The 23,004-nt window shown below is 63.5% G+C and carries 22 protein-coding genes; 12 read left to right on the top strand and 10 right to left on the bottom strand.

The window, feature by feature from the left end:
* The first annotated feature begins 37 nt into the window (after nucleotides 1-37).
* Nucleotides 38-763, top strand: a complete 726-nt coding sequence (locus tag VSX56_RS08505) for a hypothetical protein (RefSeq protein ID WP_350936367.1) — start codon at nucleotides 38-40, stop codon at nucleotides 761-763.
* On the opposite strand, the gene VSX56_RS08510 is transcribed toward VSX56_RS08505, so the two are convergent.
* From VSX56_RS08510 to VSX56_RS08525, 4 genes are all read right to left on the bottom strand, one after another.
* On the bottom strand, nucleotides 720-2,267 hold the full coding sequence (locus tag VSX56_RS08510) for a DUF4139 domain-containing protein (RefSeq protein WP_350936369.1): 1,548 nt from the start codon (nucleotides 2,265-2,267) through the stop codon (nucleotides 720-722). The two genes, VSX56_RS08505 and VSX56_RS08510, sit on opposite strands and share 44 nt — an antisense overlap.
* A gap of 148 nt (nucleotides 2,268-2,415) precedes the next feature.
* Entirely contained in the window at nucleotides 2,416-3,438 is a 1,023-nt protein-coding gene (locus VSX56_RS08515) for an aspartate-semialdehyde dehydrogenase (protein ID WP_350936371.1), read from the bottom strand.
* 75 nt (nucleotides 3,439-3,513) lie between these two features.
* Nucleotides 3,514-4,128: a glycosyltransferase family 29 protein gene (locus VSX56_RS08520; protein WP_350936373.1), complete on the bottom strand. Its 615-nt coding sequence runs from the start codon at nucleotides 4,126-4,128 to the stop codon at nucleotides 3,514-3,516.
* Nucleotides 4,125-5,150: a glycosyltransferase family 4 protein gene (locus VSX56_RS08525; RefSeq protein ID WP_350936375.1), complete on the bottom strand. Its 1,026-nt coding sequence runs from the start codon at nucleotides 5,148-5,150 to the stop codon at nucleotides 4,125-4,127. Before VSX56_RS08525 ends, VSX56_RS08520 begins: the two co-directional genes overlap by 4 nt.
* Nucleotides 5,151-5,297: 147 nt before the next feature.
* Here VSX56_RS08525 and VSX56_RS08530 point away from each other — a divergent pair, with 147 nt between their 5' ends.
* The 4 genes from VSX56_RS08530 (at nucleotide 5,298) to modC (ending at nucleotide 8,244) form a co-directional block, all read left to right on the top strand.
* Nucleotides 5,298-5,642, top strand: coding sequence for a winged helix-turn-helix domain-containing protein (locus tag VSX56_RS08530; RefSeq protein ID WP_350936378.1), 345 nt, complete (start codon nucleotides 5,298-5,300; stop codon nucleotides 5,640-5,642).
* 65 nt (nucleotides 5,643-5,707) lie between these two features.
* Entirely contained in the window at nucleotides 5,708-6,448 is a 741-nt protein-coding gene (gene modA / locus VSX56_RS08535) for a molybdate ABC transporter substrate-binding protein (protein WP_350936380.1), read from the top strand.
* A 4-nt stretch (nucleotides 6,449-6,452) separates the two neighbouring features.
* Nucleotides 6,453-7,145: a molybdate ABC transporter permease subunit gene (modB, locus tag VSX56_RS08540; protein WP_350936382.1), complete on the top strand. Its 693-nt coding sequence runs from the start codon at nucleotides 6,453-6,455 to the stop codon at nucleotides 7,143-7,145.
* 1 nt (nucleotide 7,146) lies between these two features.
* Nucleotides 7,147-8,244 (top strand): molybdenum ABC transporter ATP-binding protein, encoded by a 1,098-nt coding sequence (modC, locus tag VSX56_RS08545; protein ID WP_350936384.1) that lies wholly within the window; start codon nucleotides 7,147-7,149, stop codon nucleotides 8,242-8,244.
* A 51-nt stretch (nucleotides 8,245-8,295) separates the two neighbouring features.
* Here modC and VSX56_RS08550 read toward each other — a convergent pair whose 3' ends face one another.
* Together VSX56_RS08550 and VSX56_RS08555 are read right to left on the bottom strand one after the other, a co-directional pair.
* Nucleotides 8,296-8,763 carry an Hsp20 family protein gene (locus tag VSX56_RS08550; RefSeq protein WP_339114187.1) on the bottom strand — a complete coding sequence of 156 codons (468 nt, stop codon included), beginning with the start codon at nucleotides 8,761-8,763 and terminating at the stop codon, nucleotides 8,296-8,298.
* A gap of 167 nt (nucleotides 8,764-8,930) precedes the next feature.
* A complete protein-coding gene (locus VSX56_RS08555; protein ID WP_350936388.1) occupies nucleotides 8,931-9,722 on the bottom strand; it encodes a trypsin-like serine peptidase in 792 nt (263 codons plus the stop codon).
* Nucleotides 9,723-9,899: 177 nt separating this feature from the next.
* Between VSX56_RS08555 and VSX56_RS08560 the strand changes: the two genes are divergently transcribed.
* The gene (locus VSX56_RS08560; protein WP_350936390.1) at nucleotides 9,900-10,598 is read left to right on the top strand and encodes a DUF599 domain-containing protein; all 699 of its coding nucleotides are present in this window, start codon (nucleotides 9,900-9,902) and stop codon (nucleotides 10,596-10,598) included.
* Between the two features lie 71 nt (nucleotides 10,599-10,669).
* On the opposite strand, the gene VSX56_RS08565 is transcribed toward VSX56_RS08560, so the two are convergent.
* The 3 genes from VSX56_RS08565 to VSX56_RS08575 all read right to left on the bottom strand — a co-directional run bounded on the left by VSX56_RS08565 (nucleotide 10,670) and on the right by VSX56_RS08575 (nucleotide 14,110).
* Nucleotides 10,670-12,040 (bottom strand): aspartate aminotransferase family protein, encoded by a 1,371-nt coding sequence (locus VSX56_RS08565; protein ID WP_350936392.1) that lies wholly within the window; start codon nucleotides 12,038-12,040, stop codon nucleotides 10,670-10,672.
* 21 nt (nucleotides 12,041-12,061) lie between these two features.
* Nucleotides 12,062-13,531: an NAD-dependent succinate-semialdehyde dehydrogenase gene (locus VSX56_RS08570; RefSeq protein ID WP_350936395.1), complete on the bottom strand. Its 1,470-nt coding sequence runs from the start codon at nucleotides 13,529-13,531 to the stop codon at nucleotides 12,062-12,064.
* A gap of 99 nt (nucleotides 13,532-13,630) precedes the next feature.
* Nucleotides 13,631-14,110, bottom strand: a complete 480-nt coding sequence (locus tag VSX56_RS08575; RefSeq protein ID WP_350936538.1) for an Lrp/AsnC family transcriptional regulator — start codon at nucleotides 14,108-14,110, stop codon at nucleotides 13,631-13,633.
* 131 nt (nucleotides 14,111-14,241) lie between these two features.
* Here VSX56_RS08575 and VSX56_RS08580 point away from each other — a divergent pair, with 131 nt between their 5' ends.
* Together VSX56_RS08580 and VSX56_RS08585 are read left to right on the top strand one after the other, a co-directional pair.
* Nucleotides 14,242-15,051, top strand: coding sequence for an SDR family NAD(P)-dependent oxidoreductase (locus tag VSX56_RS08580; protein WP_339114182.1), 810 nt, complete (start codon nucleotides 14,242-14,244; stop codon nucleotides 15,049-15,051).
* Between the two features lies 1 nt (nucleotide 15,052).
* On the top strand, nucleotides 15,053-16,933 hold the full coding sequence (locus VSX56_RS08585) for a glycoside hydrolase family 15 protein (protein ID WP_350936398.1): 1,881 nt from the start codon (nucleotides 15,053-15,055) through the stop codon (nucleotides 16,931-16,933).
* A 47-nt stretch (nucleotides 16,934-16,980) separates the two neighbouring features.
* Here the strand turns inward: VSX56_RS08585 and VSX56_RS08590 are convergent, their stop codons facing one another.
* Nucleotides 16,981-18,426 (bottom strand): aminotransferase-like domain-containing protein, encoded by a 1,446-nt coding sequence (locus VSX56_RS08590; protein WP_350936400.1) that lies wholly within the window; start codon nucleotides 18,424-18,426, stop codon nucleotides 16,981-16,983.
* Nucleotides 18,427-18,615: 189 nt separating this feature from the next.
* Between VSX56_RS08590 and VSX56_RS08595 the strand changes: the two genes are divergently transcribed.
* From VSX56_RS08595 to metG, 4 genes are all read left to right on the top strand, one after another.
* On the top strand, nucleotides 18,616-19,989 hold the full coding sequence (locus VSX56_RS08595) for an aminotransferase family protein (protein WP_339114179.1): 1,374 nt from the start codon (nucleotides 18,616-18,618) through the stop codon (nucleotides 19,987-19,989).
* A gap of 97 nt (nucleotides 19,990-20,086) precedes the next feature.
* Nucleotides 20,087-20,719, top strand: coding sequence for a LysE family translocator (locus VSX56_RS08600; RefSeq protein WP_350936403.1), 633 nt, complete (start codon nucleotides 20,087-20,089; stop codon nucleotides 20,717-20,719).
* A gap of 22 nt (nucleotides 20,720-20,741) precedes the next feature.
* Nucleotides 20,742-21,179: a GNAT family N-acetyltransferase gene (locus VSX56_RS08605; RefSeq protein ID WP_350936405.1), complete on the top strand. Its 438-nt coding sequence runs from the start codon at nucleotides 20,742-20,744 to the stop codon at nucleotides 21,177-21,179.
* Nucleotides 21,180-21,264: 85 nt separating this feature from the next.
* On the top strand, nucleotides 21,265-22,974 hold the full coding sequence (metG, locus tag VSX56_RS08610) for a methionine--tRNA ligase (RefSeq protein WP_350936408.1): 1,710 nt from the start codon (nucleotides 21,265-21,267) through the stop codon (nucleotides 22,972-22,974).
* Nucleotides 22,975-23,004 lie beyond the last annotated feature (30 nt).

The following is a 23,004-nucleotide window of genomic DNA, read 5'->3' on the forward strand; positions in this document are numbered from 1 at the left end:
TAACTCGCGATTAAGGATAGGGATGCAATCTGGCGACATGACCCAGATTGCATCACACCTCGTCACCCTTCGCCTGCCCGCCGAGATGATCCGTCAGATCGAACTCTCTGCGCGCGCTCAGGCTAAAGCCCCCGCGGATATCATCCGTGGCGCGCTCCTGGCTTCTCTTTCGCAAGAGGCCGCATCAGTGACCGAACGCCTGCGCAAGCAGGCGTCGCTTACCCAGTGTTTTGATCTTGCAGACGGTTGGCTCGACCTTCAGGCGCAATTGCGCAGTCTGGGCTATGTGTTACGTCATGATGGCGAAGGCCGCGTGGCACTGCATGAGTTCCCGTCCAACGATTTCCTGTGCACGCTTCATGACATCGGCCAGAATCAGGGCGAGCTGACGCGCCGCTACCAGTCGCCCTTCCCCGGCCTGGTGCCGGAAAAGGCGCCGGAGCCCGTCGCCGCAACGGTGAAGACGCCCCTGCAAAAGGCCGCAGCACCCATGCCGGAGATCGAGACGGAGGCGGCCGGGTCCGTATCTGCGCCTGCAACCGAAACCGTGGAAGAGGACGAAAGCCACGCTCTGGTCTTCCATTCCCTGCGCAAGAAGCCTCGCGCAGAGATTGAAAAGCCTAAACTGGTCTCCGTGCCAGAAGCCCCCCCGAAATCATCTGTCGATGAGCTCAGGGAGGTTCTGAGCGGCGCCATGTTCCGCTCGCGGCGTAAACCGGTCAGCGAAGAACCTGATCTTCTGGCCACTCGAATCGCGTCGTGACCGTGATCTCCCGACTTGCCTTCGCGGGCAAGTCGAACCGCCAGCCAAGCACTCCCGTCCGGTCATCGAGATCGGTTTCAGAAGGCGCAGGCTCCGCCGTCCAGTCGATCTTGAGATCGTCCTGCTCGGAATAGGGGACCTGCCCCACGACCCGCAGCGGCCAGTCCTGACCGGTATGGTTCTCGACCGTCATCCGCGTGATCTCCTCGCGCGCGTTCCGGCGCGAGATGACACCCCGATCACCGGTCTGGCGGGTGACGTCATTCGAGAGCGTGACGCCATCGAGCGCGCCGAAGCCTGTGGTGATCTTCTCACCCGGCATCGTCATCGGCAGATCACTCTGCCCCACCAGCGCACCATCGACATAGAGCGTGGCCCGACCCGGCAGAATCGGCTCCTCGCCGTTATTCGTCGCCTCCGCGACCAGATAGGCGGTCTCGTCACGCGAGGGTACGGCCTCGGCCCAGATATCGGAGGCGAGGCGCTCATCCTGCATCCGCAGACGCAGGGCCTCGGCGCCGTCACGGATATCCACCGCCTCGGGCAGGTGATAGACCAGAGACACCCCTTCCATCTGCGGATCGAGCTGGTCGCTCTTCAGCATCGCGGCACTTTCCGCCATCGGCGCAGCCGCCCCCATCGAGCGCAGGACAGGCCCTTCAGTGCCGATCTGTCGCAAATCCGGCCAGAGTTCGGTCGGATCCATCCGGTCATTCGGACGCGCTGTCGAAAGCGTCAGGTCGACACCGCTCCAGTCCTCGCCGCTGGATTGATGCACCGAAACGAGCCGCGTCAGATCGATCTGCTTCGCCTCGCGATCAAGCCGCATATCATAAACCGGCGCCCAGCCCGCATCCTCGACAAAGCTCGTGAGCGTCAGCACGCCTTCGCCGGTTGCGGTCGCCTCCAGATGCTTCTCGGTCTGTGATTTTGCCTCCAGATCAGAGAGATCGGCTCTGGCTTCTGCCAGCGCGCGACGGTCGGGATCGAGCGCCGCTTCGGCCTGACGGGCGCGGGCCTGCGCCTCGACCGCATTGCGGCGCGCCACCAGCGCCCGTGCCTCGATTTGCTCGCCCAGATCCAGCGCCTGTTGGGCATCCCCCTGCGGGTTCAGCCCCCGCAGATAGGCCACCCGATCCAGCGCGGCCTCGGCCTCGGCCTGCAGCAGCTTGACCCCGTCTTCCTTCTGCGCCAACGCCTCGGTCAGCTGCGTGACCCGCACCCGCGCCTCGCCAAGCGCCGGACTATCGGCACCGTTGCCGGCCACCAGACGCACCCCGCTCAGGCGCGCCTGATCCGCCGAAATACTCAAACGGTCCAGTGTCATGCTCTGCGGCAGACCGGCAATCACCACCTGCCCCGCGCCTTGCGGAATACGCACCTGCCGGACCACTTCCGCGCCTTGCGGATAAAGCGTCACAGCGCTCACCTTGCCATAAAGCACATCCTGCGCCCATACCGCCTGCGGCAGAGCCACGACCATTCCGGCCATCATCAATCGCATGTGTTTCCCTCCCTCACTATCCGGTGAAACGTGGGGGGCAAGGCACCGCCTGGCAAGTCCGCGGCCTGCCTGACCGATGACGTTTCCGTCAGAATGCAGAACGCCCGGGGTTTCCCCCGGGCGCTCTGACACCTCAATCGAAGCTGGATCAGCCTTTTTTCAGGCAGCGTTTACCCAGCGTTTCGGCGATCTGAACGGCATTGAGCGCCGCACCCTTACGCAGGTTATCGGACACGCACCACAGGTTCAGACCGTTTTCGATCGTGCTGTCCTGACGGATGCGCGAGATGAAGGTCGCGTAATCGCCCACGCATTCCACGGGCGTGACATAGCCGCCATCCTCGCGCTTATCGACCACCAGAATACCGGGGGCCTCGCGCAGGATGTCACGGGCTTCATCCTCGTCGAGGAATTCCTCGAACTCGATATTCAGCGATTCCGAGTGGCCCACAAAGACCGGCACACGCACGCAGGTTGCAGTAACCTTGATCGACGGATCGACGATCTTCTTGGTCTCGGCGACCATCTTCCACTCTTCCTTGGTCGAACCGTCTTCCATGAAGACGTCGATATGCGGAATCACGTTGAAGGCGATCTGCTTGGTGAATTTCTTCGGCTCTTTTTCCTGACCGGGGACGTAGAGGCCCTTGGTCTGGTCCCACAGCTCGTCGATGCCTTCCTTGCCCGAGCCGGACACCGACTGGTAGGTCGAGACGACAACGCGCTTGATCTTGGCGCGGTCATGCAGCGGTTTGAGCGCCACGACCATCTGTGCAGTCGAGCAATTCGGGTTCGCGATGATGTTCTTCTTGGTGTAGCCGTCAACCGCCTCGGGGTTCACTTCCGGCACGACCAGCGGGATCTCCGGATCATAGCGGTAGAGCGAGGAGTTATCGATGACAACACAACCGGCTTTCGCCGCGATCGGCGCATATTGCTTGGTTGCATCCGAGCCGATGGCGAAGAGCGCAATGTCATAACCCGAGAAGTCGAAACCCTCGATGTCCTTACATTTGAGTGTCTTGTCGCCATAGCTGACTTCAGTACCAAGGCTCCGGCGCGACGCCAGAGCAACAACCTCATCGGCAGGGAACTCGCGCTCGGCGAGAATATTCAGCATTTCGCGGCCCACATTACCCGTGGCGCCAGCAACGACGACTTTATAGCCCAATTTAGGCCCTCCTTGTATCTCGGACGAGGTGCGACATAGCCCGAATGCCTGTAAATTTAAAGGGTTTTCGCGAAATTAGCGGCGAATAAGGCGGTTATCTTGCGCCATCAGCCCTGCCACAAAATCCGCCTCGGAGGTAAAATCATGCGGCACATCGCGGGCCGTCCGGCGCCCCGAAAGCGACAAAGACGCAAAGAAATCAAAGCCGTAGAGCGTGAGCCCCGCCAATTCCGAACGCAGGAGAAGATCGATCATCATCGCCCCCGTCGTCGGTTGTGCGCCAAGCCGGCTTTGCAGATCCGCATAATCGGCCTGCGGGTGCAGATAGAACCCGTCGCTTGTGGCGGTCGTCCAGTCCAGCCTCTTGCGCTTGTGGCTCATCCACAGATACCGCCCCGCCCCGATCCGCGCGCGGTCCTGCGGGGCCAGTCGCACCGCCAGCGCCAGCCAGTCGGTCCGTGTGCCGTGGCTTTCCGCCTGCGGCATCGGGGCGCGATTGATCCGCACCACCACGTCATGCGCATCGATAGCCGCGCCGTGGTTGTTTTCGGCCAGCGAGCGCGCATTCCCGACCAGCGCCACGGATTTCCCCGCAAGCGCCCCCAGCAGTCCGCTCTGCGGCACGGACATGGCGGCAAGCGGCCCCTCCTGCCGCAGCAACCGCGCCAGATAGAACCCCGCCCGTGTCATGCCAGCAGGCCCCGATAGACCTCGATCAGCGCATCAGCCTCATCATCGATCTGGAAGCGCTCTTCCACATTGCGCCGCGCCGCCTCGCCTGCCGCAGCCATCGCCTGAGGATCATCGAGATAGGCCGCCACAGCCTCGGCCATGCCCGCCACATCGCCCGGATCGACGAGTTTGCCGCTCTCGGGCGTCACGATCTCCTCGAAGGCGCCCACGCGGGTCGCCACCACCGGCACATGGCAGGCCATGGCCTCGATCGGCGTCAGGCCGAAACCTTCCCAGCGTTGCGGCGCGACATACAGATCCAGCACCCGATACCAGTCGGCCATGCTATCAACGGAGACCTCGGGCATGAACAGAATCCGGTGCTCCAGCCCCGCCTGCCCGACCTTGCGCTTCAGTTTGGTCAGGAACTCCGAATGCCCCTCGGTCGCACGCCCCATCACCAGCGCCGACACCTTGGGCCGCGACGGAAGAACCTCGATCATCGCATCGACAAAGGCGTCGGTGCCCTTCTGATGGCGCACCCGCCCGTAACAGCCGATCACCACACCTCTGGGCAGATTCATCGACGCCCGCAAGGCCGTGCGATTTTCGGCCCGGTCAAAGCCCGAGATATCGATCCCGTGATGGATCACCCGATTCGGCACGCTCAGATACTCCGCCGTGCGCGCCGAGGTAGCCACGACCGCATCCATCCGGCCGATCAGCCACTTGGTATAGCCCGAATGTTTCCGCTGGCTGGCCGAGGTGAACAGCAGCTTAAGATCCATGAACCACAGATGTTTCAGAGCCAGCCCCAGCAACATCTCCACATTACGCCGCGCATGCCAGACGCGGCGACGGCGGCTCAGGAATGGTACACGCCACAGGGGCACATGCGGGAGGCTATCGGGCAGGCCCGGCCCCGTTGTCACGATCCCGATCTTGCGCGCCTGCGCGGGCACAAGCCGCACAATAGTGGCCGTCACACCGGACAAACGGCGCTTGAGGTTCGGGGCGATAACATCGATCTCTTTATCCATGCTTTCTCTTAACCTGTCCCGCGCCTATTGTCTTTGGCGAATTGCTGCATGAAAAACCGCAATTAACGGGCTGTGACGGCCCTTGCCGGAAACTGTCTTTCCGGACGGGGTCTCCTGCAAGCCTGCCGTAACGAAAGGACTACCCCGATGTCGCTCAACCGTCTGGCTTTGCGCCTTTACTGGGATCCGGTGATGATGGGGCCAGGCAAGGCCGACCTCCTGCAGGCCATCACCGAGGAAGGCTCGATCTCGGCAGCAGGGCGGCGCATGGGGATGAGCTATCGCCGCGCATGGGCGCTGGTCGAGGAACTTAACGCGGGCTTCCGCGAGCCGCTGGTGCTCTCTGCGCGGGGCGGAGCCAAGGGTGGCGGAGCGCAACTCAGCCCCACCGGCGAGGAGGTGTTGCGCCTGTATCGCCAGATCGAGACCCGTCTGCGCGAGACCTGCGCCGAAGATATCGCCCGGATCGAGGCTCTGACCAAGGGTCACTGACAACCGCATACTGGACCTGTCTGCCGAAAGGGTTATGTTTGTCGAAACATAACGGAGACCCGAACATGCGCGCCCTTCCCCTTCTGGCCCTCGTGGCTTGCCTCACCCCTATGGCCGCCTCGGCAGAACCGGTCATTTTTGCCGCTGCCTCGATGAAGACCGCGCTCGACGAGATCGCGCGGGATTGGGCCGAGGATCATGATCCGGTGACCATTTCCTATGCCGGATCCTCCAAACTCGCCCGCCAGATCGAGGCAGGGGCGCCTGCCGATATGTTTATCTCCGCCTCGACCGACTGGATGGATCAGGTCGAGACATCCGGCACTATCAAGGATGGCAGCCGCCATGACCTTCTGGGCAACGCTTTGGTCCTGGTGGCCCATGACAATGTGAAGACCGCCCCGCAAGACCTGCCCGAAGCCTTGGGCAAGGACGGGTTTCTGGCGATGGCGCTGGTCGATAGCGTGCCTGCGGGCATCTATGGCAAACAGGCGCTGACCCATCTGGGGCTTTGGGACCAGCTCTCCTCCCATGTGGCGCAGGCCGATAACGTGCGCGCGGCGCTCGCGCTGGTGGCCACGGGCGAGAGCCCTTATGGCGTGGTCTATGCCACCGATGCCCATGCCGAAAAGCGCGTCCATATCGCCGCTACCTTTCCCGAAGACAGCCATGATGCCATCACCTATCCGGTGGCCCTGCTGACCACCGGCTCGGATACCGAGGGTGCCAAGGCATTCCTCGATTATCTGAGCAGCCCCACCGCCGTCGGCGTCTTCGAGGCGCAGGGCTTTAGCGTCAAACACTGACACCATGATGCTCTCTCCCGAAGAATGGGCGGCGATCGCGCTCTCGCTGAAAGTGTCCTCGGTGGCGGTGCTCTGCGCATTGCCACTGGCCATTATCGTGGCGCTCGTTCTGGCACGGGGGCGCGGGCCGCTGGTCTGGGGACTGAATGCGCTGGTGCATCTGCCACTGATCCTGCCGCCGGTGGTCACGGGTTATATCCTGCTGCTGGCCTTTGGCCGTAACGGCCCCATTGGCGCCTTTCTCGACCGTGCCATCGGGCTGGTCTTCGCCTTCCAGTGGACGGGGGCGGCGCTGGCGGCGGCCGTCATGGGCCTTCCGCTCATGGTCCGCGCGATCTGGCTGGCCATCGAGGCCGTCGATCCGGGGCTGGAACAGGCCGCCCGCACCCTTGGCGCGCGCCCTCTGGGCGTGTTCTTCAGTATTACGCTGCCGCTCATCGCACCGGGGGTCATCGCGGGGCTGATCCTCGCTTTCGCCAAGGCGATGGGCGAGTTCGGTGCCACCATCACCTTTGTCTCCAATATTCCAGGCCGGACGCAGACCCTGCCCTCGGCCATCTACGCGCTCCTGCAGGTGCCCGGCGCCGAAGGCTCGGTGGCCAAACTCGCAGGCATCTCCATCGGGATTGCGGTCACCGCGATGCTTCTGTCGGAATCCGTGTCGCGGATGATCGCCAAGCGGATCAGGGGGAGCTGATATGCACAACACACCGATGCTGGATGTGTCTCTGCGCCACCGTGCGGGTCAACTGGATCTGGCCGTCGCGTTCACCGCCCCCACCGGCGTGACCGCCCTCTTCGGCCCTTCGGGCGCGGGAAAATCCACCGTCATCAGCGCGATCTCGGGGCTTTTGCGCCCGGATCAGGGCCGGATCACACTGGGCGGCACTCCGCTCTTCGACCGCGCAAACCGTATCGATATGCCAGCCCATCGCCGTCGCATCGGCTATGTCTTTCAGGACCCGCGGCTCTTCCCGCATCTGGGCGTGCGCGGCAATCTGGACTATGGTGCCAAACGCGCGCCGAAAGGGGCACAGGGGCCCGCCTTCGATCAGGTGATCGAGATGCTGGGGATTGCGCCCCTGCTTGACCGCCGTGTGGCCGCCCTGTCGGGCGGCGAGAAGGCGCGAGTTTCCATCGGGCGGGCGCTGCTATCGAAGCCGCAGATCCTGTTGATGGACGAACCGCTGGCCGCCCTCGATACGCCACGGCGCGCCGAGATCCTGCCATTTCTGGAGCGCTTGCGGGATACCGGCCTGCCCATTGTCTATGTCAGCCATTCGGTGGCCGAGATCGCGCGGCTGGCCGATACGCTCGTGCTGATCGAACAGGGCAAAACCCGCGCCTCCGGCCCCCTGCGGAGCCTGTTGGCCGATCCCGATCTGGCCCATCTCTTCGGACAGGACGAAGCGGGTGCCGTCATCGAAGCCCGAGTCACGGGTCAGGACCCCGATGGCATGACGCGGGCGGAAGGCGCAGGCGGCACGCTCTATCTGACCGACCCGCACCCTGCGGGCACCGATCTACGCCTGCGCATCCAGGCCAGTGATGTGATCCTCGCACGCCAGCGCCCTGAAGGGCTCTCGGCGCTCAACATTCTTGCGGGCGAGGTGCGCAAGATCACCCCGACCTCCGCCGATCGCGCCCGTGTCTGGGTGCAGATCCGCTGTGGCGGGGAGGAGATTCTGGCCAAGATCACCGCGCGCTCGGCACAGGCACTGGAACTGCGTGAGGGCACCCCCTGCCATGCGATCCTGAAAACCGTGGCTGTGGAGCGGCGCACCCCGAAGGCCTAAACGCAAAAAGGCGCGGGTCTCCCCGCGCCTCCGTAGAGCCTGTCACGCAGATTATTGCGCGTTATCGATCACCTCACGGGACACGCGCCCCGAGCCGGTATTGGTGATCTCGATGCGGCGGGGCTTGAGCGCCTCGGGCACCTCATGCACCAGATCGATATGCAGCATGCCATCCTCGTTGCTGGCACCCGTCACGCGGACATGGTCGGCCAAGCCAAAACGGCGCTCGAAGGCGCGGGTGGCGATCCCGCGATGCAGATAGGTCTTCTGCCCCGCTTCCTCGGATTTGCGGCCCGCAACGATCAGCGCGCCATCCCGCATCTCGACACTCAGCTCGTCGGCGGCAAAGCCAGCGACAGCGATGGTGATGCGATAGGCATTCTCATCGGTTTTTTCGATATTGTAGGGCGGGTAGCTGGGCTGGGCGACATCCTTGGACATCACGCTATCCATCAGGTCGGCCATCCGGTCGAAACCGACGGTGGCACGGTAAAGCGGCGAAAGATCGAAACTACGCATTATGGTCATCCTCATTGAGCGATGTAGGGCCCACCCCGTGCGGGCATGGGCGGTTAAGGGAGCGCGGGACCCTGTTGCGGCATCCCGACACATTCAATCTGGGAAGGCCGAAATGCGGTTTCAAGCCTCCCACCCGCAAGATTTTTCCACCGCCTGCGCGTAACCGGTTAGGGCGTCACGCGCGGGGCTACCGAAATGAATTTGGCGCCCCCAACCATCTGCGCGCGCTGGCCACCCGACTGGCGCAAATCGGTCAGCATACGGTGCATCTCACCGGCATCGGCGAGCAGAGCCACTTTCCTGTCGCCGAGCTTTCCCTTGGCCGAGACGATACCTACAATCCGTGGCCTGCCATTCTTCATAACGAAAACCGGCGCCCCGGAGGCCCCGAAATCCACATCGCAATCCGTCACCATCCGCTCCCCGATGACCTGCAAAAGCGTGCAGCTCTGCTGGAGCGAGGGCAGGTTCTCGCGCCCTTCGGCATAGGAGACAACCTGAAGAGCGGCCCCGATCGCGGGCCGGTCCCCTAGCTGGAACGGTTCGATCGGCGAGATCCTTACCGGCTGCATGAGCCGCAACAAGGCCATATCCTCGGCTGCACGGTCGAACTGGTGCGGGCCCTGATAGGCATAGTCGGGATGGGGATAGGCCTCCTTGATACGGCGCACAACGATCGCGCGGTCATTGCGCAGGCCCATGCGGAACTGCGCGCTGCTCATATCGACCTTCTGACGCGTCTCGCTGTCATAAAGACAATGCGCCGCCGTCAGGATCAGGTCCGCCCCCACAAGGCTTGCCGTGCAAAAACCGCCATCGTCGAAATCGAGGCGCCCCACGGCCTCCCAGCCGCGTCCTGCGTCCCCCGTGGTGAGCGCCCGCAATGTTGTCTGCGCCGCCACGCCCGCAGGCAGCGCAAGCGCCAGAAGCAGCGCGACCATGACGGCCAGTCGTGTCATATGCCGGATCATCGCGTTCCATCCGCGGCCAGTTTCCTCGGCCCTAGAAGACACAGTTAATGCGGCGATTTTGCGACCCCTGTGCGAAAAGCTTCCGGCCGGTCGCGGGCACGGTTTACCGCCCGAGCGCCCCCCGATAGAATGAATCGTCTGTTGCTTATGGCGGAAAGACCATTCATGACTTCCTTCTCGATCGGCCCGCTCGGCCTTGCGGACCTGTTTGCGCTGACGCTTCTCGTGCTGTGCTGGGCCTTTATCGGCTGGTTCTGCGAGAACCCGCCCAAGAACCGGATCTCGGTTGGCAAGTTGATGGAACGCTACCGCCACGAATGGATGCGACAGATGGTCGGGCGGCAGAACCGGATCTTTGATAGCCAGATGGTGGACGGGCTGCGGCAATCCACGACGTTTTTCGCCTCGACCGCGCTGATCGCGATTGGCGGCGGGCTGGCGCTGATCGGCAATCCCGACCCGCTGACCACGCTGGCCTCGGATCTCGAGCTGGATCAGGCCCCCGCGCTGCTCTGGGAGGTGCGGATCCTGACCGCCGTCCTGTTCGGGGCACTGGCCTTCCAGAAATTCGTGTGGTCACACAGGCTGTTTTCCTATGCCGCGCTCGCAATGGCCGCGATTCCTAACGACCCGAACGATCCCGATGCCTTTCCGCGCGCGGAACAGGCCGCCAAGGTGAATATCTCGGCGGCCAAGAGCTTCAATCGGGGCCTGCGCAACGTCTATTTCGCTCTGGCCTCCCTGGCATGGCTCCTCGGACCCGAGACCCTGATTGCGGCAGCGGTAATCACGACCGTGACGCTCTGGCGCAGGGAATTCGCCTCGGCCTCGCGCGAGGCGCTGCTGGAAAATCCGCCCCGCTAGGGAAACCGATCCGGGCGGGGCCATCGAGACCCCGCCCAGATCGCGAACCGGCCCCGGGGGCCGTTTCGGGGTCAGCCCAGCACCTGGGTGACTGCTTTCTTCGTGGCGGCGACGATGAGATCGGCCTCCGCCTCGCTGAGGCAGAGCGGCGGGGCGAAACCAAGAATATCCCCCTGCGGCATGGCGCGCCCGATCACCCCTTCGGAGGCCAGCGCGGCGGCGATCTGCGGGCCGGTCTTGGCGCTCGCATCGAAGAACCGGCGGCTGTCACGGTCCTCGACAAACTCGACCGCACAGAGCATGCCCTCGCCACGGATATCGCCGACATTGGGGTGGTCACCCAAGACCGCTTTCATCGCCCTGTTCAGATAGGCCCCCGTTTTACCGGCATTTTCCACCAGACCGAGGCTGTCGATCAGCTTGAGGTTTGCCACGCCTGCCGCAGCCCCGATGGGGTGGGCCGAATAGGTCCAGCCATGACCGATGGGGCCATTTTCATCCGTGCCCTGTTCCAGCACCTTCCACATCTTGTCGCCCACGATCGAGCCCGAAAGCGGCGCATAGGCCGAGGTCAGCCCTTTGGCGATGGTGATCAGATCGGGTTTCATCCCGTAGTGATCCGAGCCGAACATGGTGCCCAGCCGCCCGAAGCCCGTAACGACCTCATCGGCCACCAAAAGGACGTCATGCTTGGCCAGCACTTTCTGGATGGCGTCCCAGTAACCTGCAGGTGGCGGCACAATACCGCCGGTGCCCAGAACCGGCTCGCCGATGAAGGCCGCGATCGTATCCGCGCCCTCGCGTTCGATCAGCGCCTCCAGTTCGGCCACGCAATGGGCGGTGAAGGCCTCCTCGGTGTCGATCCCCTCGGGGCGGCGGAAATAGTAGGGTGCCTCGGTATGCAGGATCGGCGCGCGCGGCAGATCGAATTTGTTATGGAACCCCGACAGCCCCGTCAACGAGCCGGTCATCACCCCCGAACCATGATAGCCCCGCCAGCGCGAAATGATCTTCTTCTTCTCGGGACGGTTCAGGATGTTGTTGTAATACCAGATCAGCTTGATATTGGTCTCGTTCGCATCCGAGCCGGACAGCCCGAAATAGACCTTGGACATGCCCTTGGGGGCGCGCTCCATGACCATCTGTGCCAGCGTGATCGAGGCCTCGGTCCCGTGCCCCACATAGGCATGGTAATAGGCCAGCTCGCGCGCCTGATCGGCAATCGCATCGGCGATCTCGGGGCGGCCATAGCCCACATTCACGCAATAGAGCCCCGCGAACGCATCGAGCATCTGGCGGCCGTCACGGTCCTCGATATAGACCCCCTTCGCAGTGCGGATCACACGGGTCGGCGTCTCGCCACGGGCATGCTGTGCCAGATGAGTCGAGGGATGGAAGAAGTTCTCGCGGTCCCAGCGGGCAAGTTGGTCATTGGTCAGCATAATGCCTCCTTTCGTCTTCAGTTAGATACCCCAGTCGCGGCAGAGGTATTTGATTTCCATGAATTCCTGCATGCCCGTGCGCGCGCCCTCGCGGCCAAGACCGGATTGCTTCATGCCGCCAAAGGGAATGGGCGCGCCGGTCACCTTGGTGCGGTTCACCGCCACCATGCCGAATTGCAGCGCGCGGCTTGCGCGATAGATGCGTTTGGGATTGAGGCTGTGGATATAGGCCACAAGCCCGTATTCGCCCGTGTTGGCCCGCGCGATCACCTCGTCCTCGGTGTCGAACGGGGTGATCGGTGCGATGGGGCCGAAAGTTTCCTCGCGCATGATCTTGGCGTCATCGGGCACATCGGTCAGCACGGTCGGCTGGAAGAACAGCCCCTCATGCGTGCCCCCCGTGGCCAGTGTCGCGCCTTTGGCCAGCGCGTCCTCCAGATGCTCGACCTGCTTGGCGATGGCGCCCGCGTTCATCAGCGGGCCGATATCGGGGTCGTCGATCCCGCGCCCTACGGTCAACGCCTGGACGGCCTCGGTGAATTTCGCGCAGAAGGCATCATAAATCGGGCGCTCCACATAGATGCGGTTGGCGGCCAGACAGTCCTGCCCCGAAGTGGCGAATTTGGCCTTCAGCGTCTCGGCCACGGCGCGGTCGAGATCGGCACCCTTGAAGACGATCACCGGTGCATGGCCACCCAGTTCCAGCACCAGCCGTTTTACCGTTTGTGCCGATTGCGCATAAAGCAGCTTGCCGATGGCGGTGGAGCCGGTGAAGCTGAGCGCGCGCACACGGGTGTCCTCGCACCAGGGCGTGACGATCTCGGGCGCATGGCCCGTAACCACGTTGAAGACGCCCGCCGGAAAGCCCGCCCGCTCGGCCAGCTCCGCCAAGGCCAGCGCCGAATAGGGCGTCTCGGCCGAAGGATGCGCCACCACGGTGCAGCCCGCCGCCAAGGCCGCTGCCGCCTTGCGCGTCAGCATGGCCGAGGGGAAATTCCACGGGGTGATCAGCGCCGCCACCCCCACGGGTTCCAGCCACAGCTCCATTTCGGCATCGAGCAGATGCGAGGTCACGCTTTCCACATTGGGGCGCTTGGCCTCCTCGGCGTAGAATTCCATGAAACTCGCGGCATAGTCGATCTCGCCGCGCGCTTCCGAGATGGGCTTGCCCTGCTCGGCCACCATGAGGCGCGCGAGATCTTCGCGGGCCGCGACGATCAGCTCGAACCAGCGGCGGAGAAGCCCGGCTCTTTCCTGCGGCAAGGTCTGCGACCAGGACCCGAAGGCACGATCTGCCGCCTCCACCGCGGCCTGTGCCTGCGCGCCTGACAAGCGGGCAACATGGCCCAGTTCGACCCCGTCGGCAGGATCGGTGACCGCAAAAGAGGCGTTCTCCGCGCCGGCCTGCCATTTGCCGTCGACATAGGCGAAACTTCGCAGCAGTCGGCGGTCTTTCAGGGACGCACGGTCGGAAATCGTAGCATCAAGCATGGGCGGGTCTCCTTTCCCGTCCAGTGTGCCTGACCCCCGCCGCAAGGGAGACCGAAGATCGGCCATCCGCAGCCCGTGCGGACTGCGGCACCGGCCCTCTCAGTCCGAATGGCCTGCCAGCAGATCGAAAGGCGGCAGCCCCTGCTTCACCGGCTTGGTCACGATATAGGTGAAATAGCGCGCAATCCCGATGCGCCCGTCCAGAAGCATGTCGATCAGGCGCTGGTAGCTGTCGATATCGCGGGTGACGATCTGCATCAGATAATCGAACCCGCCGCCCAGCGCCCAGACATTCACGATCTCGGGGATGGGCTGCACCGCATCCTCGAAAATGCGGAAGGTCGCGGCCTTGTGGTCGGCCAGTTCGGCGGCCACGAACACCGTCACATGCGGCCCCAGTTTCTTCAGCGCGATCCTCGCGCCATAGCCCTCGATCAGCCCTGCGGCCTCCAGCTTTTTCAGCCGGTCCCAGGCAGGAGTGGGCGAGAGGTTGATACGCTCGGCCAGAACCGCCTTGGTGATGCGGCCTTCACGGGCGAGTGTCGTCAGAATGGCAAGATCACGGTCATCAAGTTTCAGCATGGTGCCATGCTAGCGCAGGCCGGAGCCAACCGCATCCGGCAAAAACATCATAGTGATGGAAACTTGGCGCGGGTCTCGCCCGTTACTCCTGCAAGCAACCCGAGGATAGCCCGAGGAAAGGATCTTCCATGTCTCCTGCAGCGCCGCAACCCACCAAAGCCGCCAACCGCCTGAAAGGCAGGGTCGCCATCGTCACCGGTGGCTCTTCGGGGATCGGAGCGGCGATCGCCGAGAGCTTCGCGCTCGAAGGGGCCGATCTGGTGATTACCTACCGCTCGGATGAGGCCGGCGCCAAAAAAACCGCCGATCATGCCGCAGCCCATGGCAGCCTTGTGGAGATTGTTAAATGCGATCTCTCGAAGCAGGACGATATTGACGCGCTTTTTGCCAAGGCGGAGGACCGGTTCGGGGCGGCGGATATTCTTGTCAACAATGGCGGCATGGACCCCGACCCCGCCGATCTGGACGAGATGGCCCCCGAAGACTGGTCCAAGGTGATCGCCGTTAACCTGACCGGCCCTGCCATGGCATCGGCCGCCTTCATCCGCATGCGCAAGGCGGCGGGCGGCGGCGGGCGCATCGTCACCGTGTCCTCGGTGCACGAGAATGTGCCGCGCGGTGGCACCTCGGCCTATGATGCCTCAAAGGGCGGGCTGCGGATGCTGACCCGCACACTGGCACTGGAACTGGCGCCGCACCGCATCACCGCCAATAACATCCTGCCCGGCATGATCCTTACCCCTATCAATCAGGAAGCGATGGATGACCCCGAACTGCTGAAAGAGATGGAAAGCAATATCCCTTGGGGCCGTGCGGGCCAGCCATGGGAAGTAGCAAAGATGGCAGTCTATCTGGCCTCCGACGATGCGGACTATGTCACAGGGCAGAGTTTCGCCATTGATGGCGGGCTGTCGATCAATCTCGGTCAGGGGGCGTAAAATGGAGGGCCGCTTCACCCGCCCGCTCTCGTCCGATCCGCGCCATGTGGCGCTTGCCGACCTCCCCGAACGCGAGACCGCCTACCCGCCGATCCGCGATTTCGCCCTGATCGGCGATACGCTCAGCGCCGCGCTGGTGGCGCGTGACGGGGCGATCGAGTTCCTCTGCCTCCCAGATTTCGATGGCGATGCGGTGTTTACCGGCATGCTCGATGCCCGTCGTGGCGGGCGCTTCTTTGTGGGGCCGCTAACCTGTGGCGAAGCCACCCGCAGCTATATCGGTGAGAGCGCAGTGCTGCGCACGCTGCACCACACGCCGCAGGGCGTGCTGGAAGTGACAGATCTCATGCCAATCGGCAAACGCGGGGATGGGTCAGTTGGCGGCGAACGACAGGTGCTGCGGATGGTCAAGGCGCTGGAGGGCCAGCCCGAGCTGGGCGTGCTGATCAACCCGATGCTCGACTGGGGCACCACCCTACCCGATTTCCGGCAGGACGAGGATGGTAGCTGGCAGATGGAGTTTGGTTCCGACGGGCTGCGTTTTGTCTCGGATGTCGATCTGGCCCCGGTGGCGCCCGGCGCATTGGCAGGCAGCTGCACGCTCGAGACGGGAGAGACGCGCTTTGTCATGCTGACAAGCGCCAGCCCCGACGCCCGCCCCGTCACCCCCGACACGCCTGCCCGCGAGTTGGACCGAACACTCGCCTACTGGACACAGGTCAATACCGGCTGCAAACCCGATGGCCCGTTCCGTGAGGCCATCATGCGCAGCGCGGTCACTTTGCATCTTTTGCACTACAACAATTCAGGCGCGCTACTGGCCGCACCCACAGCGGGTCTGCCCGAGGTCATGGGCGGGGCGCGCAACTATGATTACCGCTTCTGCTGGATCAGGGATGCAACCTTTGTTCTACATGCCTTTTTCTCGCTGGATCTACCGGAATGCGCAGAGAATTTCTTCCGCTGGCTCATGCAGGCCGCTCGCCATTCGGCGCCGCGTCTGGGGGTCTTCTACTCTATCGGAAAGGAACATGATCCGGGCACGCGCGAGTTAACGGCGCTCGAAGGTTATCGCGGCTCGGCGCCCCTTATCATTGGCAATGACGCGCAGGGCCAGCTGCAACTGGATGGCTATGGCGCTGTTCTGGACTGTGCACGGATGTATGTGCGCCATGGGGGCACACTCTCGGAGGAGGAACAGACCCGCCTGCAGGGCTATGCTCAGGCCGCGATGCTGGACTGGACCCTGCCCGATAACGGGCTGTGGGAAATTCCGGGCTCGCGCCAGCATCACACCTATTCCAAGGCGATGTGCTGGCAGGCGCTCGACGCGTGGCTCGACCTGATCGAGATGGGAGCTGTGCGGGATGACCCGACCGGATACCGCAGTGAGCATAGCCGCATTCGCGAGCATGTCCTGTCACAAGCATGGAATGCGGAAATCGGCGCCTTTACCGGCGCGATCGGGCGGGACTGGCTGGATGCCTCGGTGCTGCTTCTGCCACGGATCGGGATCGTCGAAGCCGATGATCCGAAGATGGTTGCCACTTTCAAGACGCTCAAACGCGAACTGTCCGAAGGACCACATTTCAGGCGCTACCCCACGGGGCTCGACGGCCTGCCCGGCGATGAGGGGCATTTCATGGCCTGTGGTTTCTGGGCCGCCGATTACCTGACCCGTGCGGGCCGCCTCGAGGAGGCGGAAGCGCAGATCGCGGGTCTTCTGGCCTCGGCCAATGATCTGGGTCTGATGCCCGAGGAGATCGATGCGGCCACCGGTGAACATCTGGGCAATTTCCCGCAAGCCTTCTCCCATGCGGGGCTGATCGCGGCTTCCGTCGCGCTCGAGGAAGCGCGTGGGGCCCGTCGCGACTGCAACTAACATATAGTTGCGCAACTGCGACGGATGCAGGGGGCCACGACCGGCGGCTAGCGCAGACCGTCGGCCACCGCCCCCAGAGCCGCCAAGCCGGGGCGCACAGCCTCGGTCCGGATACAGCTGAGGCCCAAACGGATAAACCGCCCCGCCCCTTCGGGGCCGGTGAACGGATCGCCCAGCTCGAAGGCTACCCCACGCGCCAGCGCGCCTTTCAGGAGTGCGGCATTGTCCATGCCCTCGGGCAGTTCCAGCCAGAGGCTCGAGCCCCCATGGCAGGGATCGGGCGCGCTGAAACCGCCCAGATCCTTGGGCAGGCGCTCCATCACCTGATACCAGCGCTCGGAATGCGCCTCACGCAGGCGCCGCATCAGCGCAAGATAATGCCCCTCGGCCAGAAAGATCGCCGCGGTGCGCTGGTTGTTCAGTGGCGCCGAGCGGTGCAAAAGCCTGCGCATCCAGCGCGCCTCATGCACGAACCCCTCGGGCGCCACCATGAACCCGAGCCGCACACCGGGCGCGAGGATTTTGGACATGGTGCCCAGATAGATCACCCTTCCTGCGCGGTCTTGCGATTTCAGCGAGGGGCCACGGGCCAGAGCCAGCTCGCCCTCGTAATCATCCTCGAGGATCAGGAAATCCTCGGTTGATGCACGGTCCAGCCAGTCGGCGCGGCGGGCCTCAGACATCACGGCCATCGTCGGGCAATGCGAGGCGGGCGTCAGCACCGCCAGATCGAGGCGCGGCGCAGGCGCGGCCCCCTCGGCATCGACACCGAGATCCACTTCCTCCGCCCCTGTCAGCCCGAAGATGAACCGCGCATCGGGATAGCCGGGCCGCTCGAGCCCGACCCGCGTGCCCTCCCCCGCCAGAAGACGGGCCGCCAGATAGAGCCCCTCCTGCGCGCCGAGCGTGATCAGGATTTCCTCCGGCTTGGCAAAGATCCCGCGCGCCGGCAGGATACGGGTGCGGATCTGCTCGATCAACATCGGATCATCCTCGATGGCCCGATCCGCCGACCACCAGTCAAGCGCCGAGCGCCCCATCATATCGCGCGAGCAGGACCGCCATGCCTGAATCGGAAACAGCGTCGGGTCCACCTGACCGTAGATGAACGGATAGGGATACTCGGCCCAACCCGTCATCTTGCGGATCTGCTCGAACGCCGAAGGCCTTGCCCGCAGCCTGCCCGGCCAGTGGATCGCCCCCTGCGCGGGAGATTGCGCCACGGGCTGCGATCGGGCGGCCACAAAGGCACCGCGACGGGGATGATTGTCCAGATAGCCCCGCGCCACCAGCTCGTCATAGACCAGCGTCACCGTGTTCCGCGCGATCCCCAGCGCCTGCGCAAGGCTGCGCGAGCCGGGCATCTTCTGGCCCGGACGCATGCGGCCCTGCTCGATCCCCGCAATGATCCCCTGCCGCAGCTGGCGTTGCAAAGGGTCCGGACCCGCCCGATCCAGTATGATCCCCAATGACGCTTTCAGCCCATCACCCATCGCGGTCTCCGCACAAAAAACAGACGCTTGCCCTGCAGAGTGCAAAAGCGCGTGCCGAACTCTGTATCACATCTCGGAAACTGGCACCATTCCTTGCAGAAAACTGGCCCTATCAGCCGCGACCGGAAAGATATTGGGTGAACCCGACGCAGATCAAAGCCAAACTAAACCAAAGAAGGACGGACCCTGATGGACGGTCACGCACTCAACGACATTCAGGCCACTGTCGATGCCGATAAAGCCCATGTCTTCCACCACCTGTTCCAGCATGCCAAGCTGCATACCAATGACCCGCGTATCATCGTCGAGGGCAAGGGCATGTCGGTCTGGGACCAGAACGGGCGCGAATATCTGGATTCCGTCTCGGGCGGCGTCTGGACGGTAAATGTGGGCTATGGCCGCGAGAGCATCGCCAATGCGGTCCGTGACCAGCTCATCAAGATCAACTATTTCGCAGGCTCCGTGGGCTCCATCCCCGGGGCGCAATTCGCGCAGCGCCTCACCGAGAAAACCCCCGGCCTCAACCGTCTCTACTATGTCAACTCGGGCACCGAAGCCAACGAGAAGGCATGGAAGATGGTCCGCCAGATCGCCCACAAGCATCACGGCGGCAAGAAATGGAAGATCCTCTACCGCGAGCGCGATTACCATGGCTCGTCGCTGGCGGCCTTGGCGGCCTGTGGCCAGCACCAGCGCGCCGATCAGTATGGCCCCTTCCCCGAGGGGTTCATCCCCGTGCCGCATTGCCTTGAATACCGCGCGCAATGGGATGTGGAGAATTACGGCGAACGGGCCGCGGATGCGATCGAAGAGGTCATCCTGCGCGAAGGCCCCGACACCGTGGGCGCGCTCTGCCTCGAGCCGGTCACCGCAGGCGGTGGTGTCATCGTGCCGCCCAAGGGCTATTGGGAGCGCGTGCAGGAGATCTGCAAGAAATATGACATCTTGCTGCATATCGACGAGGTCGTCTGTGGCATGGGCCGCACCGGCGAGTGGTTCGGCTATCAGAACTACGGCATCACCCCCGATTTCGTGACCTGCGCCAAGGGCGTGGCCTCGGGCTATGCGGCGATTGCCTGTATGCTGACCACCGATGAGGTCTTCGAGAAATTCCGCACCGACCCCGATGACGAGATGAGCTATTTCCGCGATATCTCGACCTTCGGCGGCTGCACGGCGGGCCCTGCTGCGGCGCTGGAGAATATGCGCATCATCGAGGACGAGGGGCTTCTGGCCAACACGAAGGCAATGGGCGGTTATCTGATGACCCGTCTCGAAGAGTTGAAAGAGAAGCACAAGGTCATCGGCGATGTGCGCGGCAAGGGCCTGTTCTGTGGGGCAGAGCTGGTGGCCGACCGCGCCACCAAGGAACCGCTGGCCGAGAAGCTGGTGCAATCGGTCGTGGCCTCGGCCGATGCCGATGGCGTGCTGATCGGCGCGACCTCGCGGTCCTTCAAAGGCATGAACAACACGCTCTGCTTCAGCCCCGCGCTGATCGTGGACGAGCCCAAGATCGACCGCATCATCGACGCCGTCGACCGCGGTCTGGCCAAGCTCGCCTGATCCCTGCGTGACCATCCGGAAAGAGGCAGGGGCACGCTCCTGCCTCTTTTCTATAGCGCCCTTCGCAGACATACTCGCGCCATCTCAGGAGCGCCCGATGACCCTCGCAACCCTACTGACCTTCGCCCTTGTCACATCGCTTCTGGTGATCTCGCCCGGACCGAACGGCATGCTGATCGCACGGATCGTGCCGCTTTCGGGGCGACGGGCGGGGCTTGCGGCGGTCTGCGGCTTTGTCGCCGCCTTCTACCTGCATGGGACGCTGTCGGTGCTGGGGATCTCGGCGCTGCTGATGCAATCGGCATGGGCCTATAGCATTTTCAAGCTGCTGGGTGCGGGCTATCTGGTCTGGCTCGGGGTCAGATCGCTGATCGCTGCGGCCCGTGGGGCCACACCCTCGCCCCATACCCCCGAACTGCGCCGGACCCGCAAGCGCCGCGCCTTCATCGAAGGCTTCCTGACCAACGCGCTCAATCCCAAGGTTTCGCTTTTCTATCTGGCGGCCTTCCCGCAGTTCCTGCCTGTCGTTCATGGCCTCGCCCAGCCCTTCGCGCTGGTCACGCTCCATGCCACGATCAATGCGCTGTGGTTCTCGGCCATGGTGATGGCGCTTGGCGGGCTTAGGGCCGCCACCCGCCGCCCCGCATTCCAGCGCGCCCTGAAAGCCGTGACCGGCGTGGTCTTTATCGGCTTCGGCCTGAAACTGGCGCAGAGCCGCCTCACCCCGTAAGACCGCACTCCGAGGACCCTGCATGATCCGCCTTGCCACCCCCCATGACGAAGCCGCGATCCGTGCCTGCGCCATCGAGGCCTATACCCCCTATATCGCCCGTATGGGCCGCGAGCCTGCGCCGATGGGGGCCGATTATGCGGCCCAGATCGCCCGTGGCGTGGTCTATGTGGAGGAGGAGGAGAGCCTTCTGGGGTTCATCACCTTCTATGACGAGGGTGACCATATCCTGCTGGAGAATGTCGCGGTCACACAGGCCGTGCGCGGGCGTGGCACGGGTCGCAAGCTGATCGGGCTTTGCGAGGCGGCGGCGCAGGCCTTGGGCAAGCCGGTGCGGCTCTATACCAATGCCACGATGGTCGAGAACCTCGAGATCTATCCCCGCCTTGGCTATACCAAGATCGACGAGCGCGAGGAAAACGGCTTCCACCGCGTCTATTTCGAGAAAAATCCCGCGTGAAGCGCGGCCCTCGCGCCGCTATCCCTCTGGCCATACGCCCCGCCCCGCGTTAAACCCTGCGCAAACTCATCTGAAAGGCGGATATATGGCACGTCACCTCGTCACATCGGCGATTCCCTATATCAACGGCATCAAACACCTCGGGAATCTCGTCGGCTCGCAGCTTCCGGCGGATCTGTTTGCCCGCTACCAGCGCGCGCGCGGCAATGAGGTCATGTTCATCTGCGCCACCGACGAGCATGGCACACCCGCAGAGCTGGCCGCGCAGAAGGCCGGAAAGCCCGTGGCAGACTATTGCGCGGAAATGCACGAGGTGCAGGCCCGTATCGCCGAAGGCTTCCGCCTGAGCTTCGACCATTTCGGCCGCTCTTCCAGCCCGCAGAACCGCCATCTGACCCAGGCTTTCGCCAAGCGCCTCCATGAGATGGGGCTGATCCGCGAAGTGTCGGAAAAGCAGATGTATTCCAACGCCGATGGCCGCTTCCTGCCGGACCGCTATATCGAGGGCACCTGCCCCAATTGCGGCTATGACAGCGCACGCGGCGACCAGTGCGACAATTGCACCAAGCAGCTTGATCCGGTCGATCTGATCAACCCGCGCTCGGTGATCTCGGGCTCGACCGATCTGGAGATGCGCGAGACCAAACACCTCTTCCTGTGCCAGTCCAAGATGAAGGACAAGCTCGAAGCGTGGATCGACAGCAAATCCGACTGGCCGGTGCTGACCACCTCGATTGCCAAGAAATGGCTCAACGATGGCGACGGATTGCAGGACCGCGGCATCACCCGGGATCTCAACTGGGGTGTTCCCGCACAATTCGAGGGCGCTCCGTGGGGCGGCATGGAGGGCAAGGTCTTCTATGTCTGGTTCGACGCACCGATCGAATATATCGCGGGCACGCAGGAATGGGCCGATGCGAATGGCGGCGACTGGGAGCGCTGGTGGCGCACCGACAAGGGCGCGGATGATGTGACCTATACCCAGTTCATGGGCAAAGATAACGTCCCCTTCCACACCATCGGCTTCCCCGCCACGATCCTCGGCTCGGACGAGCCGTGGAAGCTTGTGGATTACATCAAGTCCTTCAACTACCTCAATTACGATGGCGGCCAATTCTCGACTTCGCGCGGGCGTGGTGTCTTCATGGATCAGGCGCTCGAGATCCTGCCCTCGGATTACTGGCGCTGGTGGCTGCTCTCGCACGCCCCCGAGTCAGCAGATGCCGAATTCACTTGGGAGAATTTCCAGGTATCGGTGAACAAGGATCTGGCCGATGTTCTGGGCAACTTCGTCTCGCGCATCACCAAATTCACCCGCTCCAAGTTTGGCGAGGCGATCCCCGAGGGCGGCGATTGGGGAGAGGCAGGCGAGGCACTGATTGCCGAACTGACCACCCGCATCCGTGATTACGAGAAGTTCATGGAGGCCAAGGAGGTCCGCAAGGCGGCAGCGGAACTGCGCGCGATCTGGGTTGCGGGCAACGAATATCTGCAATCCTCGGCACCCTGGACGGTATTCAAGACCGATCCGGTGCAGGCGGGCGCCATCGCGCGTCTCGCGCTCAACCTCGTTCCGCTTTACGCGGTGCTCTCGGCGCCCTTCATCCCCGATGCGGCGAAATCCATGCTGGAAGGCATGCATGCGACCGACCAAGGCTGGCCCGATGATGTGGCCGCTGCGGTGCGCGCCCTGCCCGAAGGCCATGCCTTCACCACGCCCGAAGTGCTGTTCGGCAAGATCTCGGACGAGCAACGCGAGGACTGGCAGAGCCGGTTCGCGGGCATCCGCACCTGAGCCCCACGCTCCGGACATGAAAAAACGGCG

It is taken from the genome of Thioclava kandeliae, assembly GCF_040297545.1.
GTDB classification, from domain to species: domain Bacteria; phylum Pseudomonadota; class Alphaproteobacteria; order Rhodobacterales; family Rhodobacteraceae; genus Thioclava; species Thioclava kandeliae.

What these genes read in the sequence shown, in the direction of transcription:
- VSX56_RS08505 (WP_350936367.1), top strand. Translation starts at nt 38, where the DNA reads ATGACCCAGATTGCATCACACCTCGTCACCCTTCGCCTGCCCGCCGAG.
- VSX56_RS08510 (WP_350936369.1), bottom strand. Translation starts at nt 2,267, where the DNA reads ATGCGATTGATGATGGCCGGAATGGTCGTGGCTCTGCCGCAGGCGGTA.
- VSX56_RS08520 (WP_350936373.1), bottom strand. Translation starts at nt 4,128, where the DNA reads ATGACACGGGCGGGGTTCTATCTGGCGCGGTTGCTGCGGCAGGAGGGG.
- VSX56_RS08525 (WP_350936375.1), bottom strand. Translation starts at nt 5,150, where the DNA reads ATGGATAAAGAGATCGATGTTATCGCCCCGAACCTCAAGCGCCGTTTG.
- VSX56_RS08530 (WP_350936378.1), top strand. Translation starts at nt 5,298, where the DNA reads ATGTCGCTCAACCGTCTGGCTTTGCGCCTTTACTGGGATCCGGTGATG.
- modA (WP_350936380.1), top strand. Translation starts at nt 5,708, where the DNA reads ATGCGCGCCCTTCCCCTTCTGGCCCTCGTGGCTTGCCTCACCCCTATG.
- modB (WP_350936382.1), top strand. Translation starts at nt 6,453, where the DNA reads ATGATGCTCTCTCCCGAAGAATGGGCGGCGATCGCGCTCTCGCTGAAA.
- modC (WP_350936384.1), top strand. Translation starts at nt 7,147, where the DNA reads ATGCACAACACACCGATGCTGGATGTGTCTCTGCGCCACCGTGCGGGT.
- VSX56_RS08550 (WP_339114187.1), bottom strand. Translation starts at nt 8,763, where the DNA reads ATGCGTAGTTTCGATCTTTCGCCGCTTTACCGTGCCACCGTCGGTTTC.
- VSX56_RS08555 (WP_350936388.1), bottom strand. Translation starts at nt 9,722, where the DNA reads ATGACACGACTGGCCGTCATGGTCGCGCTGCTTCTGGCGCTTGCGCTG.
- VSX56_RS08560 (WP_350936390.1), top strand. Translation starts at nt 9,900, where the DNA reads ATGACTTCCTTCTCGATCGGCCCGCTCGGCCTTGCGGACCTGTTTGCG.
- VSX56_RS08565 (WP_350936392.1), bottom strand. Translation starts at nt 12,040, where the DNA reads ATGCTGACCAATGACCAACTTGCCCGCTGGGACCGCGAGAACTTCTTC.
- VSX56_RS08570 (WP_350936395.1), bottom strand. Translation starts at nt 13,531, where the DNA reads ATGCTTGATGCTACGATTTCCGACCGTGCGTCCCTGAAAGACCGCCGA.
- VSX56_RS08580 (WP_339114182.1), top strand. Translation starts at nt 14,242, where the DNA reads ATGTCTCCTGCAGCGCCGCAACCCACCAAAGCCGCCAACCGCCTGAAA.
- VSX56_RS08585 (WP_350936398.1), top strand. Translation starts at nt 15,053, where the DNA reads ATGGAGGGCCGCTTCACCCGCCCGCTCTCGTCCGATCCGCGCCATGTG.
- VSX56_RS08590 (WP_350936400.1), bottom strand. Translation starts at nt 18,426, where the DNA reads ATGGGTGATGGGCTGAAAGCGTCATTGGGGATCATACTGGATCGGGCG.
- VSX56_RS08595 (WP_339114179.1), top strand. Translation starts at nt 18,616, where the DNA reads ATGGACGGTCACGCACTCAACGACATTCAGGCCACTGTCGATGCCGAT.
- VSX56_RS08600 (WP_350936403.1), top strand. Translation starts at nt 20,087, where the DNA reads ATGACCCTCGCAACCCTACTGACCTTCGCCCTTGTCACATCGCTTCTG.
- VSX56_RS08605 (WP_350936405.1), top strand. Translation starts at nt 20,742, where the DNA reads ATGATCCGCCTTGCCACCCCCCATGACGAAGCCGCGATCCGTGCCTGC.
- metG (WP_350936408.1), top strand. Translation starts at nt 21,265, where the DNA reads ATGGCACGTCACCTCGTCACATCGGCGATTCCCTATATCAACGGCATC.